Origin of the sequence: Dactylosporangium sp. NPDC051541 (assembly GCF_044454505.1) — a bacterium.
Taxonomy (GTDB): domain Bacteria; phylum Actinomycetota; class Actinomycetes; order Mycobacteriales; family Micromonosporaceae; genus Dactylosporangium.
Genome location: NZ_JBITDU010000004.1, coordinates 119,615 through 134,142, shown reverse-complemented (window position 1 = coordinate 134,142; position 14,528 = coordinate 119,615). Strand labels below are relative to the sequence as shown.

The window sequence follows — 14,528 nt, the reverse complement described above, 5'->3', positions numbered from 1 at the left end:
GACCCGGACCGAGCGCGGTTCTTCTGCGAGCACGCCGAGACATCGCAGTGGCTGGCGTGGGCCGCGGAGCGCCCTTCGTTCCAGGCCATGTTCAGACCCGATGCCGCATACGATCGTTGCACGGTGCATCTCGCCGACTGGTTCGTCGAGCGTTTCGTCATGGACGAGGCCAGAACGACCGAGGCTCTGGCTGTTCTCCACGCTGCCGGTGGTCGGCCGGCCCCGGTGCTGTGCGACGCGATCGGGCAGTGCCTGCATCGTCGCTCCGGGCTGCGTCCCGCCTGGCTCGGCCCGTGGCTGGCGATTTTGAACGAGCACGCGGGCGAGCAGCACACTGATGTCTCCGGTCGAGTTCGGATCGGTCGCCGAGCAGCCGCCCATGACCCCCACCGAACTGCACGAACGCATCACGGCCGATGTGGCGGCCGCGATCGCCCGACTGCGGCGATACGAGAATGTGAAGCGGCCGTTCGACGGCCCCGGCTGGGAAGACGCGCTCCGTGTCCTGACCGCCACCGTCCACGAACACCCCGCCGACGGACTCGCCGTCCTCGAACTCACCGACACCCTCTCCGCCGACATCATCGCCGCCGTCATCAACGGCTGGTCGGCCGTATCACTGGACCAGGCGACGGCTGTCGCTGTGCTGCGGCGCATCGGAGCCATGGACCTGCCATTGCTGGCCGACAGCGTCGCCGAGCTGCTGATCGGCGGTTTCGCCGAGTCGGCGAGCGCAACGAAGTGGCACCTCATGCCCGAGGCTCGCCAACTGGCGACGGTCCTGTGGGATGTGCTCGGACCAGGCGATCCACCGTCCGGCGGCACCGACTGGTTCGCACTGGCCATCAACCGGCCGGCCGGGCATATCGCCGACTTCTGGATCCGGGCGGTGCATGCGGACTGGACCGCCGCCGGGGACGCCTGGGACGGTCTTCCGCCCGAGGTTCGGCAACCGCTCGAGACCGTGCTGAGCGGCGTTGAACAGCCGACCTGGCTGGCGCAGACCGTCCTCACCAGCCGACTCTCATTCTTCTTCGCCGCCGACCGCTCGTGGTGCGAGCGGTTCCTGTTGCCGCTCATGCGCTGGACCGGTGACCAGGAGCAGGCGGTGCGGGCCTGGACGGGGTACCTCGCGATCGGCCGCATCACCGACGACCTGTTCGAGGCGGGACTCCGCGATGCCTACCTGGACACGGTCGTTCACGCCGGTCGGTTCCCGGCCAACCTCGGCCGAGTGCTGCTGGCGCACCTCGCGGCCATCGTCGTCTACAGCTCGCGTGATCCGCTCACCTGGGTGGACGTGTTCACGGCCCGAGCCGACGATGAGCAGCGGGTCGCGTGGATCGACGAAGTGGCCGACAATCTCGCGCGCCTCGAACCGGACGCCGTCGAGCAGCAGTGGCAGCGGTGGATGCGGCGGTATTGGGAGCGACGCCTCGACGGCGTGCCCACCGCGCTGACCAAGGGCGAAGCGTCCGCGCTCGTGAGCTGGGTTCCGCTTCTCACGGCCTCGCTCGAAGCGGGTGTCAACCTGGCGACGAGACATCCGGCTGGCTTCAACGAACGCCGCATGTTCGACGGCTGGAGCGATGAGCGCCTCGTGCGGCAGCCGGCGCTGTTCGCCCGGCTTCTCGCCCACGTCCTGAAGGCAACCACACGGCCGATCTGGGACCTGGAACGAGTCATCGCGGCGATCGAGGCAGGTGTGGGCCCGGCAATTTTCGTCGTCATCCGGGACGAGGCGTTGCGGCTGGGTTACAGGGGCAGGCCGGCGTAGTTCTCGGCCAGGCCGGTGGCGCCGGCGGTGCTCGAGGTGACCCAGCGGAGCTGGGAGAGTTGGAGTTGGGCTTCGAACGGGTCGGTTGCGGTGTGCAGCATTGTTGTCATCCACCAGGAGAAGTGGGTGCAGCGCCAGACTCGGGTCAGGGCCTCGTCCGAGTAGCGGTCGGCCAGTCGGGGGTTGTTGTCGCGGAGTTGGGCGGTCAGCGCGTTCGCCAGGCGGGAGACGTCGGCTATGGCCAGGTTGAGGCCCTTGGCGCCGGTCGGGGGGACGATGTGGGCGGCGTCGCCGGCCAGGAACAGGTTGCCGTGGCGCATCGGGGTCTGGACGAAGCTGCGCATCGGCAGGACCGATTTTTCCGTGATCGGGCCCGGGGTCAGGGTCCAGTCGTGTTGGCCGTGGCCCAGGCGGTTGGCCAGTTCGGACCAGATGCGCTCGTCGGGCCAGTCGGCGGGGTCGGTGCCGTTGGGGACCTGGAGGTACAGCCGGGACACCTCGGGGGAGCGCATCGAGTGCAGGGCGAATCCGTCCGGGTGCCAGGCGTAGATGAGCTCGTCGGTCGACGGTGGCACGTCGGCCAGGATGCCGAGCCAGGAGTATGGGTAGGTGCGTTCGTAGACCTGGCGGGCGGACGTGGGTACGGCGGAGCGGGAGGGGCCGAAGGAGCCGTCGCAGCCGGCGATGACCGTCGCGTCGAGGCGCTGGGCGCGGCCGTCGCGGTCGGTGAACGTGATGTGCGGGTGCGCGGTCGCCACGTCGTGCAGTGCGGCGTCGCGCACCTCGTAGAGGACCGGGCCGCGGTGGGCCTGGACGAGGTCCTTCTGCACCTCCGTCTGACCGTACACCCACACACTGCGGCCGATGAGGTCCACGAAGTCCAGGTGGTGGCGCTCGCCCGGCCACTGGAGGTACACCCCGCGATGTTCGTGGCCCTCGGCCCGCAGGCGATCGCCGAGGCCGGCCGCGGTGAGGACGTCGACGCTCGACTGCTCCAGGATGCCGGCCCGGGTCCGGGAGGCCACGTACTCCTGCGAGCGCGTCTCCACCACCACCGTGTCGATCCCGGCCCGGGCCAGCAGGTGGGCCAGGAGCATGCCGGCCGGGCCGGCGCCGACGATGGCGACCTCGGTTCGCATGCCCGCCAGCCAACCCCGCGGCGGCAACGGCGACAACCCCCGCGTTCCGTCCAGCGGAAGAGAGCCGTCGCGCGGACGGGGGCCTTGTGCTTACGGTGCCTCAGTGAGCACGACGCAGGCCGACATCGACGCCGAGATCGCCGCGGCACGTTCCAAACATGCCCATCGCCAGCCGCAGCTGGACTATCCGCCGTACCGCAGCACCCGCCTCCGGCATCCGAAGCGCCCGCCGCTGGCCGTCGACCCGGAGGGTGTGGAGCTGTGGGCGCCGGCGTTCGGGCCGCGGGACGTGGCCGCGGACGAGAGCGACCTGACGATCCAGCACGCGGGGGAGCCGCTGGGGGAGCGGATCGTGGTGACCGGGCGGGTCCTCGACGGCGCCGGCCGCCCGGTCGCGCACCAGCTCGTCGAGGTCTGGCAGGCCAACGCGGCCGGGCGCTACCGCCACCAGCGCGATCGGCACCCGGCCCCGCACGACCCGAACTTCACCGGCCAGGGCCGCTGCATCACCGGCGCCGACGGGAGCTACCGGTTCGTCACGGTGAAGCCGGGGCCATACCCCTGGCGCAATCATGTCAACGCGTGGCGGCCCGCGCACATCCACTTCTCGGTGTTCGGCACGGAGTTCACGCAGCGGCTGGTCACGCAGATGTACTTCCCCGGCGACCCCATGTTCGCCCGCGACCCGATCCTGCAGTCGATCACCGATCAGGGGGCCCGGGACCGGCTCGTGTCCACCTACGACCACGATCTGAACGTGCCGGAGTGGAGCCTCGGCTATCGCTGGGACATCGTGCTCACCGGCGCGCACCGCACCCCGTTCGAGTCCGCCGCGGAGGAGGGCGCGTGACGCCCGGGCAGACCGTCGGTCCCTTCTTCCACCTCGGACTGACCTTCCCCGGCGACAGTGAGCTCGTGCCGGCCGGGCACCCACAGGCAGTACACCTGCGAGGGTTTGTCCTTGACGGGGAAGGCGCTGCGGTGCCGGACGCGCTCGTCGAGCTGTGGCAGGCCGGCCCGGACGGGGAGGTCGTCCGCGAGACCGGGTCGCTGCGCCGGGACGGCTGGACGTTCACCGGCTGGGGGCGGGCCGGCACGGACGCGACCGGGCGATACACGTTCAGCACCCTCGTGCCCGGTGGGGCGGCACCGTTCTTCGCGCTCGTCGTCTTCGCCCGCGGGCTCACCGACCGGCTGTTCACCCGGGCCTACCTGCCCGGCGCGCCGTTGCCGCCGGGGTTGCCGGAGTCGCTGCGCGCGGTCGCGGAGGGGCGCGGGTTCCGGTTCGACATCCGGCTGCAGGGGGACAATGAGACGGTGTTCCTGACGTTTCAAGAGCAAAGACCGTGACTGCCTTCGTGGGTACTGCCAGTGCGGCGGTCGAGCCCATACGTGACGGCGACACGGTGCTCGTGGGCGGGTTCGGGATGGCCGGGATGCCGGTCGTGCTGATCGACGCCCTGATCGCCCACGGCGCCGGTGAGCTGACCGTCGTGTCCAACAACGCCGGCAACGGTGACACCGGCCTCGCCGCACTGCTCGCCGCCGGCCGGGTCCGCAAGGTGATCTGCTCGTTCCCGCGGCAGGCCGACTCCTGGGTGTTCGACGGGCTCTACCGGGCCGGGAAGATCGAGCTCGAGGTGGTACCGCAGGGCACCCTCGCCGAACGCATGCGCGCGGCGGGCGCGGGCATCGGCGCGTTCTACTGCCCGACCGGGGTCGGCACGCCGCTCGCCGAGGGCAAGGAGACCCGGGTCATCGACGGGCGCACCTACGTCCTGGAGTTTCCGATCCGCGGCGACGTCGCCCTGATCCGCGCGCACACGGGGGACCGCATGGGCAACCTGGTCTACCGCAAGACGGCCCGCAACTTCGGACCCGTCATGGCGGCCGCCGCCGGGCTGACGATCGCCGAGGTGCGGCACATCGTCGAGCCCGGCGAGCTCGACCCCGAGACGGTCGTCACCCCCGGCATCTACGTCGACCGGCTGGTGCCGGTATGAGCCTCTCCAAGGACGAGATGGCCCGGCTGGTGGCCCGGGACATCCCCGACGGCGCCTACGTGAACCTCGGCATCGGCCAGCCCACCACCGTGGCGGCACACCTGGCCCCGGAGCGCGGGATCGTGCTGCACACCGAGAACGGCATGCTCGGCATGGGCCCGGCCCCGGCCGACCCGGCCGACGAGGACCCGGATCTGATCAACGCCGGCAAGCAGCCGGTCACCGAGCTGCCGGGGGCCGCCTATTTCCATCACGCCGACTCGTTCGCGATGATGCGCGGCGGCCACCTCGACGTGTGCGTGCTCGGCGCGTTCCAGGTGGCCGCGAACGGCGACCTCGCCAACTGGCACACCGGCGAGCCGGGCGCGATCCCGGCCGTCGGCGGGGCGATGGACCTGGCGATCGGGGCGAAGCAGGTGTTCGTCATGATGACCCTGTTCGCCCGCGACGGCACCCCGAAGCTGGTCCCGGCCTGCACCTATCCGCTGACCGGCCTGGCCTGCGTGAGCCGCGTCTACACCGAGCACGCGGTGTTCCACCTGAGCGCCGGCGGCGTGCGGGTGGCCGAGACGTTCGGCACCACCGTCGACGAGCTGCGGTCCCGCCTAGCCGTGCCGCTCCTCGAGGGTGCCTAGGTCGGCGTCGGCCGCGAGGTCCGCGGAGCCGTGCAGGTAGGCGGTCGTGAGCCGCTGGATGAGCGCGACCCGGCCCGGATGCTCGTCGGTGGTCTCGGCCGATTCGTAGCCGGCGACGCCGCCCAGGGAGTGTTCGGCGCCGAACAGGGTGAGCAGGGACTTGGGGCCGGGGCTGCGGTGGTAGGCGTCGGTGAACCAGTCCGGGCCGCGCACCGACAGCTGCGACCGGTCGTTGTCGCCGGCCACGATGAGCGCGGGCGCCTTCATGTCGCCGAAGTCCGGGCTCATGAACGGGAAGTGCTCGGCCGCGAACGGTGACAGGTCGGCCCCGCCCGTCCCGGTGATGGCCAGCAGCACGCCCCGGCTCACCCGCGGGTCGCTGAAGTCCTCGCCGTCCGGGGTGCGCGCGCCGAGCAGCGTGCTCGCCGTCTGCGCGCCCCAGGAGTGCCCGGCCACGGCGATCGAGCCGGTGTCGACCCGGCCGGTCAGCCCGGGGACGGCCGCGGCCAGGGTGTCGAGGTGGTCGATGGCCAGCTTGAGGTCGGCGATGCGGATCCGCCAGATGTCCGGCGTGCGCGGGTCGTCCGGCGCGAGCCCGAGGGTCCGGGAGTCGAGGTGGGTGGGCTGCACGACGACGAGGCCGTGCGCGGCCCAGTAGCCGGCCAGGGGCTCGTAGCCGATCGCGGACTGGCCGAAGCCGTGCGAGAGCACGATGACCGGCCGGTCGTCGCCGGTGGTGGGCGCGCTCACGCGGACCGTGAAGTCGGTGCCGCGGCCGGGCGCGGGCAGGGTGATCGGGTGGACGGTGATGACGGGTGTCGGCATGACGCCTCTCTTCACGTACGCTGGACTATGCGGAACCGTGTTCCGCAACGTTAACCGGAACATGGTTCCGCATACTAGGGGTGTGATGGGGATTACCGTGCCACGCAAGCGCCGCTCCGACGCCCGGCGCAACGAGGAGGCGCTGCTCGAGGCGGCCGCGGCGGCGTTCGTCAGCGCCGGCGTCGACGCGCCCGTGCGCGACATCGCGGCCCGGGCCGGGGTCGGGGTCGGCACGATCTACCGGCACTTTCCGGCCCGGGCCGACCTGGTCGTCGCCGTCTACCGGCACCAGGTCGAGGCGTGCGCGGCCGCGGGCCCCGAGCTGCTCGCGTCCGCGAGGTCGCCGTACGCCGCGCTCACCGCGTGGATCGATCTGTTCGTCGACTTCCTGGTCACCAAGCACGGGCTGGCCGAGGCGATGCGCTCCGACGACGCCGGCTTCCACACCCTGCACGGTTACTTCCTCGACCGCCTCGTCCCGGTGTGCGCCCAGCTCCTGAACGCGGCGACGGCGGCCGGCGAGATCGAGCCGGGCCTGGAGGCGCTGCTGCTCATGCACGGCATCGGCAACCTGTGCATCGGTGCCGGCGACCCGGGCTACGACGCCCGCCGGATGGTCGCCCTGGTCGTCGCCGGCCTGCGGGCCCGCTAGCCGCTGACCGGCAGCCGGATGGTGAGCACCGTCCCGTGTGGACTGTTGGGGGTGGCCGCGACCGTGCCGCCGTGCTGGGCCGCGGTCTGGGCGACGATGGCCAGGCCCAGGCCGGAGCCGGGAAGGCCACGGGCGGCGGTCGCGCGGTAGAAGCGGTCGAAGACGTGCGGCCGGTCGGCCTCGTCGATCCCGGGTCCACGATCGGTCACGGTCAGGGTGCCGTCGGCGGTCAGACGGGCTTCGACGGTACCGCCGGCCGGGCTCCACTTCGCCGCGTTGTCCAGGACGTTCACCACCATCCGCTCGAGCTCCCCGGGCCGGCCGTGCACCGGCACCGAGGTCAGGTCGGTGGCGAACGTCAGGCCCGGCGCGCGGGTCCGGACCCGGTCCACGGCGGCCGCGACGACGTCGGCGAAGTCGACCGGCTCCGGCTCCTCCCGGGCCGTCTCCTCCCGGGACAGCTCGACCAGCTCCGTGGTGAGCGTGGCCAGCTCGGCCACCTGCGACTCCAGGTCGGCCAGGAGCTTCGCCCGCTCGTCCGGCGGCAGGCGGTGGGCCAGCTCGGGGTGGCGCTCGACGGCCAGCAGCAGCTCCACGTTGGTGCGGATGCTCGTCAGCGGTGTGCGCAGCTCGTGGCCGGCGTCCTCGACCAGGGTCCGCTGGGCGCGGCGGGACGCGTCGATCGCGCCCAGCATCGTGTTGACCGAGCGGCCCAGGCGGGCGATCTCGTCGACGCCGTGGACCGGGACCGACCCGGTCAGGTCCATCGTGACGGCGACGTCCTCGACCGCCTCGGCCAGGTTGGACACCGGGGTCAGGCCGGTCCGCGCGATCCGGCGGCCGAGCAGGGCCGCGCCGGCGATCACGACCGCGCTGCCGACGGCGAGCAGGACGGCGAGCTGGACCAGGATGCCACCGGCCGGGTCCTGGCTGATCGCGACCTGCACCACGCCGCCGCCCTGGGCCGGGATGGTCAGCATCTGGTAACGCTCCCCGTCGATCAGCACCATCTCGCGGGCCGAGGCGCGGCGCCCGCCGAGGACCTGGCGCACCGACGTGGTGATCGGCAGCGAGGTGGAGTCGCTGACGGCGACCCCGTCGGCGCCGACGATCTGCCAGCGGGTGCCGAAGTCGCGGGGCCGGTGCCAGGGCGGCCCGTGCCCGCCGGGCGGCCCGGGCCCCTTGTCGACCGCGGGGAGCTGCCCGGCCCCGGCCCGCCACTGGTCCGGCTGGGCGGCGATGGCCTGAGCGTCGGTGGTCAGCTGGGCCTGCAGCTGGCGGTGCTGGATGCCGAACACCGCGGTGAACGCGATCACGGCCACGGTGAGCACGGCGACCGTCACCGCGCCGGTGACCAGGATGGCGAGCCGGTCCCGCAGCGTCCGGCGCTCCCACCAGCCCTTCACGTCGCCACCTCCGCAAGCTCCGGTGCCGCCGCGGCAACGCTGTGCTGCCGGTGAGCGGCCACGTCGCTTCGCTCCGTACCGCTCATAGGGGGTCCTCGCGCAGGACGAAACCCACGCCGCGCACGGTGTGCAGCAGGCGTGACTCACCTTCGGACTCGAGCTTGCGGCGCAGGTAGCCGAGGTACACGTGAATGCTGTTGCTCGTCTCTCCGAAGTCGTAACCCCACACGTGCTCGAACAGCACATCCCTGGTCAGCACCTGCCGGGGGTGGCGCAGGAACACCTCGAGGATCGAGAACTCGGTGCGGGTCAGCCGCAGCGGCCGGGTGCCGCGCCACACCTCCCGGGTCTGCGGGTCGAGCCGCAGGTCGGCGAAGTGGAGCTGGCCGCCGGTGGCGCCGTTGGCGGCCGGGCGCTGGGCGCGGCGCAGCAGGGCCCGCAGCCGGGCCAGGAGCTCCTGGAGCGCGAACGGCTTGACGAGGTAGTCGTCGGCACCCGCGTCGAGGCCGGCCACCCGGTCGCCGACGCTGTCGCGGGCGGTGAGCATGAGAACCGGGACCAGCACGCCGTCCATGCGCAGCTCCCGGCACGTCTCCAGGCCGTCGAGCACCGGCATGCTGACGTCCAGGACGACGGCGTCGGGCTCCTGGCCCTTGACCGCGGCCAGGGCCTGCGCGCCGTCGGGGGCGGTCTCCACCTGGTAGCCCTCGAAGCGCAGTGTCCGCGCCAGGGAGTCCCGCACCGCCGCGTCGTCGTCGACCACCAGGATCCGCACGCCCGCCCCTCCGTCCATGCTCCGACTGTCGCCGCGGCCCGTGAGAGCAGCGCGATGTGGGTCTAAGAATTCCCTAAGAGGTCGTCTCTCACGTAATTCTTATGATCATCGGCGCACTCTCCTTAAGCGGGCGATCGACGCTGGTGTTCGTTGCACCAGTAGACCCCACTTGGAGCCAGTGATGAGCGAAGAACCCTTCACACCTGCGCGCCCGGCACCGCCGGACGAGGATGAGGCACCGGCCCCGGCCGCCCCGCCGCCCTCCGCGCCACCGCCGTACGCCCCGCCGCGGCGCCCCGCCTGGGGTCGCTGGCCGCGCGACGGCCGCCGCGGTGGCCTGCTGATCGCCCTGGTCGCCCTCGTGGTCGGCTGCTGCCTGGGCGCGGGCGTGGTCGCGGTCGGCGCCGTCGTGTTCGGCCACCACGGGCCGCCCGGGCACAGCCGGTTCGACCGAGACGGCCGCGACGGCTACTACCGCGGTGGCGACCCGCGCGACAACCGCGGCCCCGGCCCCGGCCCCGGCCCCGGATACGGCCGCCCGGGTGACCGCCGCCCGCCGGCCCCCACCAGCACCACGGCGCCCGCGCCGACCACCGCCGCGCCGACGCCGACGGCGTCGTAAACCGTCAGATCGGGACCTTCCAGGCGACTCGCGTGCCGCGGGTCTCCACCGGGGCGATCGTGCACTCGCCGCCCAGGTCGGAGGCCCGCGCTCGCATGTTCGGCAGGCCGTGCCCGGAGGACGACGACGCCGGCAGGCCCACCCCGTCGTCCTCGACGGTCAGGTCGAGGGAGCCGCCGCCGGCCGCGACGGAGACGCGGACCGACATGGCCCGGGCGTGCTTCGCGACATTGCTCAACGACTCTCGCAGTACCGCCAACAGCGCTGTTCTTGGTGCGTCTGCAACGGCGGTGTCGATCGGGCCGTCGATGCGCAGAGCCGGGCGGAAGCCGAGCGACTCCGCCGCCTCGTCGACCAGGTCGCGCAGGGCCTTGCGCAGGCTGTGCCCGCTCGCGCCGCGCAGCTCGAAGATGGCGCCGCGGATCTCCCGGATCGTCGTGTCCAGGTCGTCGGTGACCCGGCCGATGCGCTCCCGCACGTCGTCCTGAGCGCTGCGGTAGGCCGCGCCCTGCAGCTGCATCCCGGCCGCGAACAGCCGCTGGATGACCACGTCGTGCAGGTCGCGAGCGATCCGCTCGCGGTCGCCGACGACGGCCAGCATCTCCCGCTCGTCCTGGGCCCGGGCCCGCTCCAGCGCGAGGGCGGCCTGGCCGGCGAACGTCTCGACCATGGCCAGCTCGAGCCCCTCGGTGATCGCCGAGTGTTGCTTGCCGAACGCCACGACCAGCGCCCCCAGGGCCACGTTGTTCACCGCGAGCGGCACCAGCAGGGCGGTGCCGGTCGGCAGCAGGATCGGCCAGTTGGCGGCCGCGCCGAGATCGGTGACGACGGCCACGTGGCGGTGCTCGAGCACCTCGGCGAAGTCGCTGCCGGCGATCGGGATCGACCAGCCCGACGCGTCCGTGGGCCCGCCGACCGCCACTTCCACGACGAGGCGGTCGTCGTTTGCTTCGTGCTCAGGACCGGTGCGCAGCAGGACCATCGCCAGGTCGGCCTCGGCCACCTCGCGGGCCCGGGTCGCGACCAGCTCCAGGGCCTCGGTGCGGCGGACCTCGCCGAGCAGCACCGACGTGATCTCGGCGGCCGCGGCCAGCCAGCGCTGGCGCCGATCGGCCTGCGCGAAGAGCCGCGCGTTGTCCACCGCCGCCCCGGCCGCGATCGACAGGGCCACGACCAGGTCCTCGTCGTCCTGGGTGAACTGCTCGCCGCCGCGCTTCTCCGCGAGGTACAGGTTGCCGAACACCTGGTCGCGGATGCGGACCGGGACGCCGAGGAAGCTGTGCATCGGCGGATGGTTGGCCGGGAACCCGTAGGCCCGCGGGTGCTGCGTGATGTCCTCGAGGCGGATCGGCCGCGGCTCGTCGATGAGCAGGCCCAGCACGCCGTGGCCGCGGGGCAGGTCACCGATCTCGGCTCGCTCCTGCGGGGAGATGCCGTGGTTGATGAACTCGACGAGCATCCGGTCGGTGCCGATCACGCCCAGCGCACCGTAGCGGGCGTCGGCCAGCCGGCACGCCGCCGCGACGATCCGCTCGAGGGTGCTGTGCAGGTCGAGATCGGAGCCGATCGCGACGACCGCGTCGAGCAGCGCCCGCAGCTGCTCCCGGCTGGTCATCACCTCGCCGACCCGGGCCAGCAGCTCCTGCAGCAGGGCGTCCAGGTCGACGCGCTTGAGTTCCGGCAGTGGCAGCGGCGAGGTCACGGCTTCTTTTCCAGCACCTTGGTCACGGCTTCTTTTGGAGCACCTTGGTCACGGTTTCTTTTGTAGCAGCTTGGATGCGAGCACCGCCGCCTGCGTCCGCCGTTCCAGGCCGAGCTTGGCCAGCAGGCTGGACACGTAGTTCTTCACCGTCTTCTCGGCCAGGAACATCCGCTCGGCGATCTCCCGGTTGGTCAGCCCCTCGGCCACGTGCAGCAGGATCTTGCGCTCCTGGTCGGTGAGGTGCTTGAACTCGTCCGGCTCCTGCGGACCGTTGCGGATGCGCTCCAGGACCCGGGCCGTCACCGCCGGGTCGAGCAGCGACTGCCCGGCCGCGACCCGCCGCACGGCGTCGACGAGGTCGGTGCCGTGGATCTGCTTGAGCACGTAGCCGGCCGCACCCGCCATGATGGCCGCGAACAGCGCCTCGTCATCATCGTAGGACGTCAGGATCAGCGCGTTGATGGTCGGGTCGATGGACCGCACGTCCCGGCACACGTCGATCCCGCTGCCGTCGGGCAGCCGGCCGTCGAGCACGGCCACGTCGGGCCGCAGCGCGGGGATGCGGTGCGCGGCCTCGACCGCGGAGCCGGACTCGCCGATGACCTCGATGTCGCCTTCGCGCTCGAGGAGCTCCCGCAGGCCGAAGCGGACCACTTCGTGGTCGTCGAGGAGGTACACGCGGATCATCTCTCTTTTGTACCTATCGCCGTCGCGCTCCGCCAGAGAACAACGGCTCGACAAAATGTGCCGTTCGGCGGCCGGGGTCCCGCGGATTCGGGACTTTCGGCCCTGTAGCTTCTTTCGGCGACGTGGCGGGGTTGCAGCATGAAGCTCACCGCTCGCAGCCTGGGCCCTCATGAGCGCATCGCCGCCGAGGCCCTCTTCGGCGCCCTCGCGACCCGGCACCGCCTCGACGACGACCTGCGGCTGCGGGTCACCGGGGCGGCCGAGCCCGGCGGGCCGATGGTGGTGCAGGCGAACCTGCGGCTGTTCGGGGCGCCCGCGCGCATCCAGGTCGCCGGCCGGGACCCGGCGGAGGCCCTGGCCGTCGGGGCGGCCCGGCTGGACCGGCAGGTGCGCCGCCTGTCGACGGCGTGGGAGCCGTGGCCCTGGCCCGATCCGGAGCGCCGGGCCCTGGCCGTCCCCGGGCGTCCGGTGATTTCGCGCGTGAAGACTCCGCAGCTGTACCGCCGGTGCGTGTGCCAGGCCGCGGCGCACCTGGCGGCCATGGATTACGACGCCTACCTGTTCATCGACAGTGCTACCGGGGAGGACGCGGTCGTGCACCGGGCCGGCCCGACCGGATTGCAGCTGACCCGGCAGCGCAGCATGCACCCGGCCGACTTTCCCGGCGTGCCGGCGCCGACGGTCAATCCGCGGCGCCCGCCGGTGCTCTCGCCGTCCGCGGCCGCCTCGCGGATGACCGAGGGCTGGCTGCCCTTCCTGTTCTTCACGGATCCGTCGACCGGCCGGGGCAACCTGGTGTACCGGCGGTATGACGGCGGCATCGGGCTGGTGCTCGGCGGGAAGGTCCCGGCGGGAACGTGACCTTCGGCCCTCCCCGCGTTCCGCGGGTGGAAACAGAATCGCGGCATGGACAAGCTCGACCTGGCGCGGTGGCAGTTCGCGATCACCACCGTGTATCACTTCATCTTCGTGCCGATCACCATCGGCCTGTCCGCGCTCGTCGCCGGGTTGCAGACCGCGTGGGTGCGCACCGGCAAGGAGCAGTACCTGCGGGCCACGAAGTTCTGGGGCAAGCTGTTCCTGATCAACTTCGCGATGGGTGTCGTCACCGGCATCGTGCAGGAGTTCCAGTTCGGCATGAACTGGAGCGCCTACTCGCGGTTCGTCGGCGACATCTTCGGCGCGCCGCTGGCGATCGAGGGGCTGCTCGCGTTCTTCCTCGAGTCGACGTTCCTCGGGCTGTGGATCTTCGGCTGGGACCGGCTGCCGAAGCGGGTGCACCTGGCCACGATCTGGCTGGCGTCGATCGGGACGATGCTGTCGGCCTACTTCATCCTGGCCGCGAACTCGTGGATGCAGCACCCGGTGGGGTTTGTCGTCAACGCTGCTCGCGGCCGCGCCGAACTGACCGATATCGGCGCTGTCCTGACCAACAGCACGGCCCTGGTCACGTTTCCGCACACCATCGCCGCGTGTTTCCTGACCGCGGGCGCGCTGCTGCTCGCGGTGAGTGCTTGGCATCTGCGCAAGCGGAACCAGGTCGAGGTGTTCCGGCCCGGGCTGAAGCTCGGGGCCTGGGTGATCCTGGTGTCCGGTGTCGCGGTGCTCATCACCGGTGACCTGCAGGCCCGGGTCATGACCGAGCAGCAGCCGATGAAGATGGCGGCGGCCGAGGCTCTCTACGACACCAGTCAGCCGGCCTCGTTCTCCATCTTCACCATCGGCTCGCTCGACGGGCGCGACGAGGTGTACAGCGTGCGGATTCCCTCCTTGCTGTCGTTCATGGCGACCGCGGATCCGCAGGGATCGGTGGAGGGGATCAATGATCTGCAGGCGGAATACGTCTCCCGCTACGGCTCCGGGGATTACGTGCCCTACGTGCCGGTGACCTACTGGTCCTTCCGGCTGATGATCGGGTTCGGGGTGCTGGCGATGTTGGTGGCCTCGATCGCGCTGTGGAGCACCCGGAAGGGGCGCCTGCCGGGCGGGCGGTGGCTGTGGGTCGCGGCGGTGTCCACTGTGGCCATGCCGCTGCTGGCCAACTCGTTCGGCTGGATCTTCACCGAGGTCGGCCGGCAGCCGTGGACGGTCTTCGGGCTGTTCAGGACCGCCGACAGCGTGTCGCCGTCAGTGGCCACGAGTCAGGCCGCGTTCTCGGTCATCGTCCTGACGTTGCTGTACGGCGGGCTCGCCGTCATCGAGCTGATGCTGATGGTCCGCTACGCCAAAGCCGGTGCTCCGGAAACTGTCGTACCCGACGGGGAAGATGACCCCGACCGGCCCCTCGCGTTCGCGTACTGAAGGG

15 protein-coding genes are annotated in these 14,528 nt (G+C 71.7%); 9 read left to right on the top strand and 6 right to left on the bottom strand.

All coding sequences use genetic code 11. The features are described from left to right. Positions 1-418: 418 nt before the first annotated feature. Complete coding sequence (locus ACIA8L_RS20225; protein WP_395908073.1) at positions 419-1,777, top strand: hypothetical protein; 1,359 nt, start codon at positions 419-421, stop codon at positions 1,775-1,777. On the opposite strand, the gene ACIA8L_RS20220 is transcribed toward ACIA8L_RS20225, so the two are convergent. Next, entirely contained in the window at positions 1,756-2,916 is a 1,161-nt protein-coding gene (locus ACIA8L_RS20220; protein WP_395906589.1) for a 4-hydroxybenzoate 3-monooxygenase, read from the bottom strand. The genes ACIA8L_RS20225 and ACIA8L_RS20220 overlap by 22 nt on opposite strands. A 103-nt stretch (positions 2,917-3,019) precedes the next feature. Here ACIA8L_RS20220 and pcaH point away from each other — a divergent pair, with 103 nt between their 5' ends. From pcaH to ACIA8L_RS20200, 4 genes are read left to right on the top strand one after another with little or no spacing between them, the layout of a single operon-like run. Next, positions 3,020-3,766 carry a protocatechuate 3,4-dioxygenase subunit beta gene (gene pcaH, locus ACIA8L_RS20215; protein ID WP_395906587.1) on the top strand — a complete coding sequence of 249 codons (747 nt, stop codon included), beginning with the start codon at positions 3,020-3,022 and terminating at the stop codon, positions 3,764-3,766. Further along, on the top strand, positions 3,763-4,266 hold the full coding sequence (pcaG, locus tag ACIA8L_RS20210) for a protocatechuate 3,4-dioxygenase subunit alpha (RefSeq protein WP_395906585.1): 504 nt from the start codon (positions 3,763-3,765) through the stop codon (positions 4,264-4,266). The genes pcaH and pcaG overlap by 4 nt, the downstream gene beginning before the upstream one ends. Next, positions 4,263-4,919, top strand: coding sequence for a 3-oxoacid CoA-transferase subunit A (locus tag ACIA8L_RS20205; RefSeq protein ID WP_395906583.1), 657 nt, complete (start codon positions 4,263-4,265; stop codon positions 4,917-4,919). Before pcaG ends, ACIA8L_RS20205 begins: the two co-directional genes overlap by 4 nt. Then, on the top strand, positions 4,916-5,554 hold the full coding sequence (locus ACIA8L_RS20200; RefSeq protein ID WP_395906581.1) for a 3-oxoacid CoA-transferase subunit B: 639 nt from the start codon (positions 4,916-4,918) through the stop codon (positions 5,552-5,554). Before ACIA8L_RS20205 ends, ACIA8L_RS20200 begins: the two co-directional genes overlap by 4 nt. On the opposite strand, the gene ACIA8L_RS20195 is transcribed toward ACIA8L_RS20200, so the two are convergent. Then, on the bottom strand, positions 5,525-6,379 hold the full coding sequence (locus ACIA8L_RS20195; RefSeq protein ID WP_395906579.1) for an alpha/beta hydrolase family protein: 855 nt from the start codon (positions 6,377-6,379) through the stop codon (positions 5,525-5,527). The genes ACIA8L_RS20200 and ACIA8L_RS20195 overlap by 30 nt on opposite strands. Before the next feature lie 97 nt (positions 6,380-6,476). Here ACIA8L_RS20195 and ACIA8L_RS20190 point away from each other — a divergent pair, with 97 nt between their 5' ends. After that, positions 6,477-7,031, top strand: a complete 555-nt coding sequence (locus tag ACIA8L_RS20190; protein ID WP_395906577.1) for a TetR/AcrR family transcriptional regulator — start codon at positions 6,477-6,479, stop codon at positions 7,029-7,031. Here ACIA8L_RS20190 and ACIA8L_RS20185 read toward each other — a convergent pair. Beyond that, a complete protein-coding gene (locus ACIA8L_RS20185) occupies positions 7,028-8,437 on the bottom strand; it encodes an ATP-binding protein (RefSeq protein WP_395906575.1) in 1,410 nt (469 codons plus the stop codon). The genes ACIA8L_RS20190 and ACIA8L_RS20185 overlap by 4 nt on opposite strands. Before the next feature lie 82 nt (positions 8,438-8,519). Next, positions 8,520-9,230, bottom strand: coding sequence for a response regulator transcription factor (locus ACIA8L_RS20180; protein WP_395906573.1), 711 nt, complete (start codon positions 9,228-9,230; stop codon positions 8,520-8,522). Between the two features lie 163 nt (positions 9,231-9,393). Here ACIA8L_RS20180 and ACIA8L_RS20175 point away from each other — a divergent pair, with 163 nt between their 5' ends. Then, on the top strand, positions 9,394-9,834 hold the full coding sequence (locus ACIA8L_RS20175) for a hypothetical protein (RefSeq protein WP_395906571.1): 441 nt from the start codon (positions 9,394-9,396) through the stop codon (positions 9,832-9,834). Between the two features lie 4 nt (positions 9,835-9,838). Here ACIA8L_RS20175 and ACIA8L_RS20170 read toward each other — a convergent pair whose 3' ends face one another. After that, positions 9,839-11,518, bottom strand: a complete 1,680-nt coding sequence (locus ACIA8L_RS20170) for a GAF domain-containing protein (RefSeq protein WP_395908041.1) — start codon at positions 11,516-11,518, stop codon at positions 9,839-9,841. 66 nt (positions 11,519-11,584) lie between these two features. Next, positions 11,585-12,223 carry a response regulator gene (locus tag ACIA8L_RS20165; protein WP_395906569.1) on the bottom strand — a complete coding sequence of 213 codons (639 nt, stop codon included), beginning with the start codon at positions 12,221-12,223 and terminating at the stop codon, positions 11,585-11,587. A 138-nt stretch (positions 12,224-12,361) separates the two neighbouring features. On the opposite strand from ACIA8L_RS20165, the gene ACIA8L_RS20160 reads away from it, so the two are divergent. Together ACIA8L_RS20160 and ACIA8L_RS20155 are read left to right on the top strand one after the other, a co-directional pair. Beyond that, complete coding sequence (locus ACIA8L_RS20160) at positions 12,362-13,084, top strand: sigma 54 modulation/S30EA ribosomal C-terminal domain-containing protein (protein WP_395906568.1); 723 nt, start codon at positions 12,362-12,364, stop codon at positions 13,082-13,084. A 45-nt stretch (positions 13,085-13,129) separates the two neighbouring features. Next, positions 13,130-14,524 (top strand): cytochrome ubiquinol oxidase subunit I, encoded by a 1,395-nt coding sequence (locus ACIA8L_RS20155; protein ID WP_395906566.1) that lies wholly within the window; start codon positions 13,130-13,132, stop codon positions 14,522-14,524. Positions 14,525-14,528: the final 4 nt, after the last annotated feature.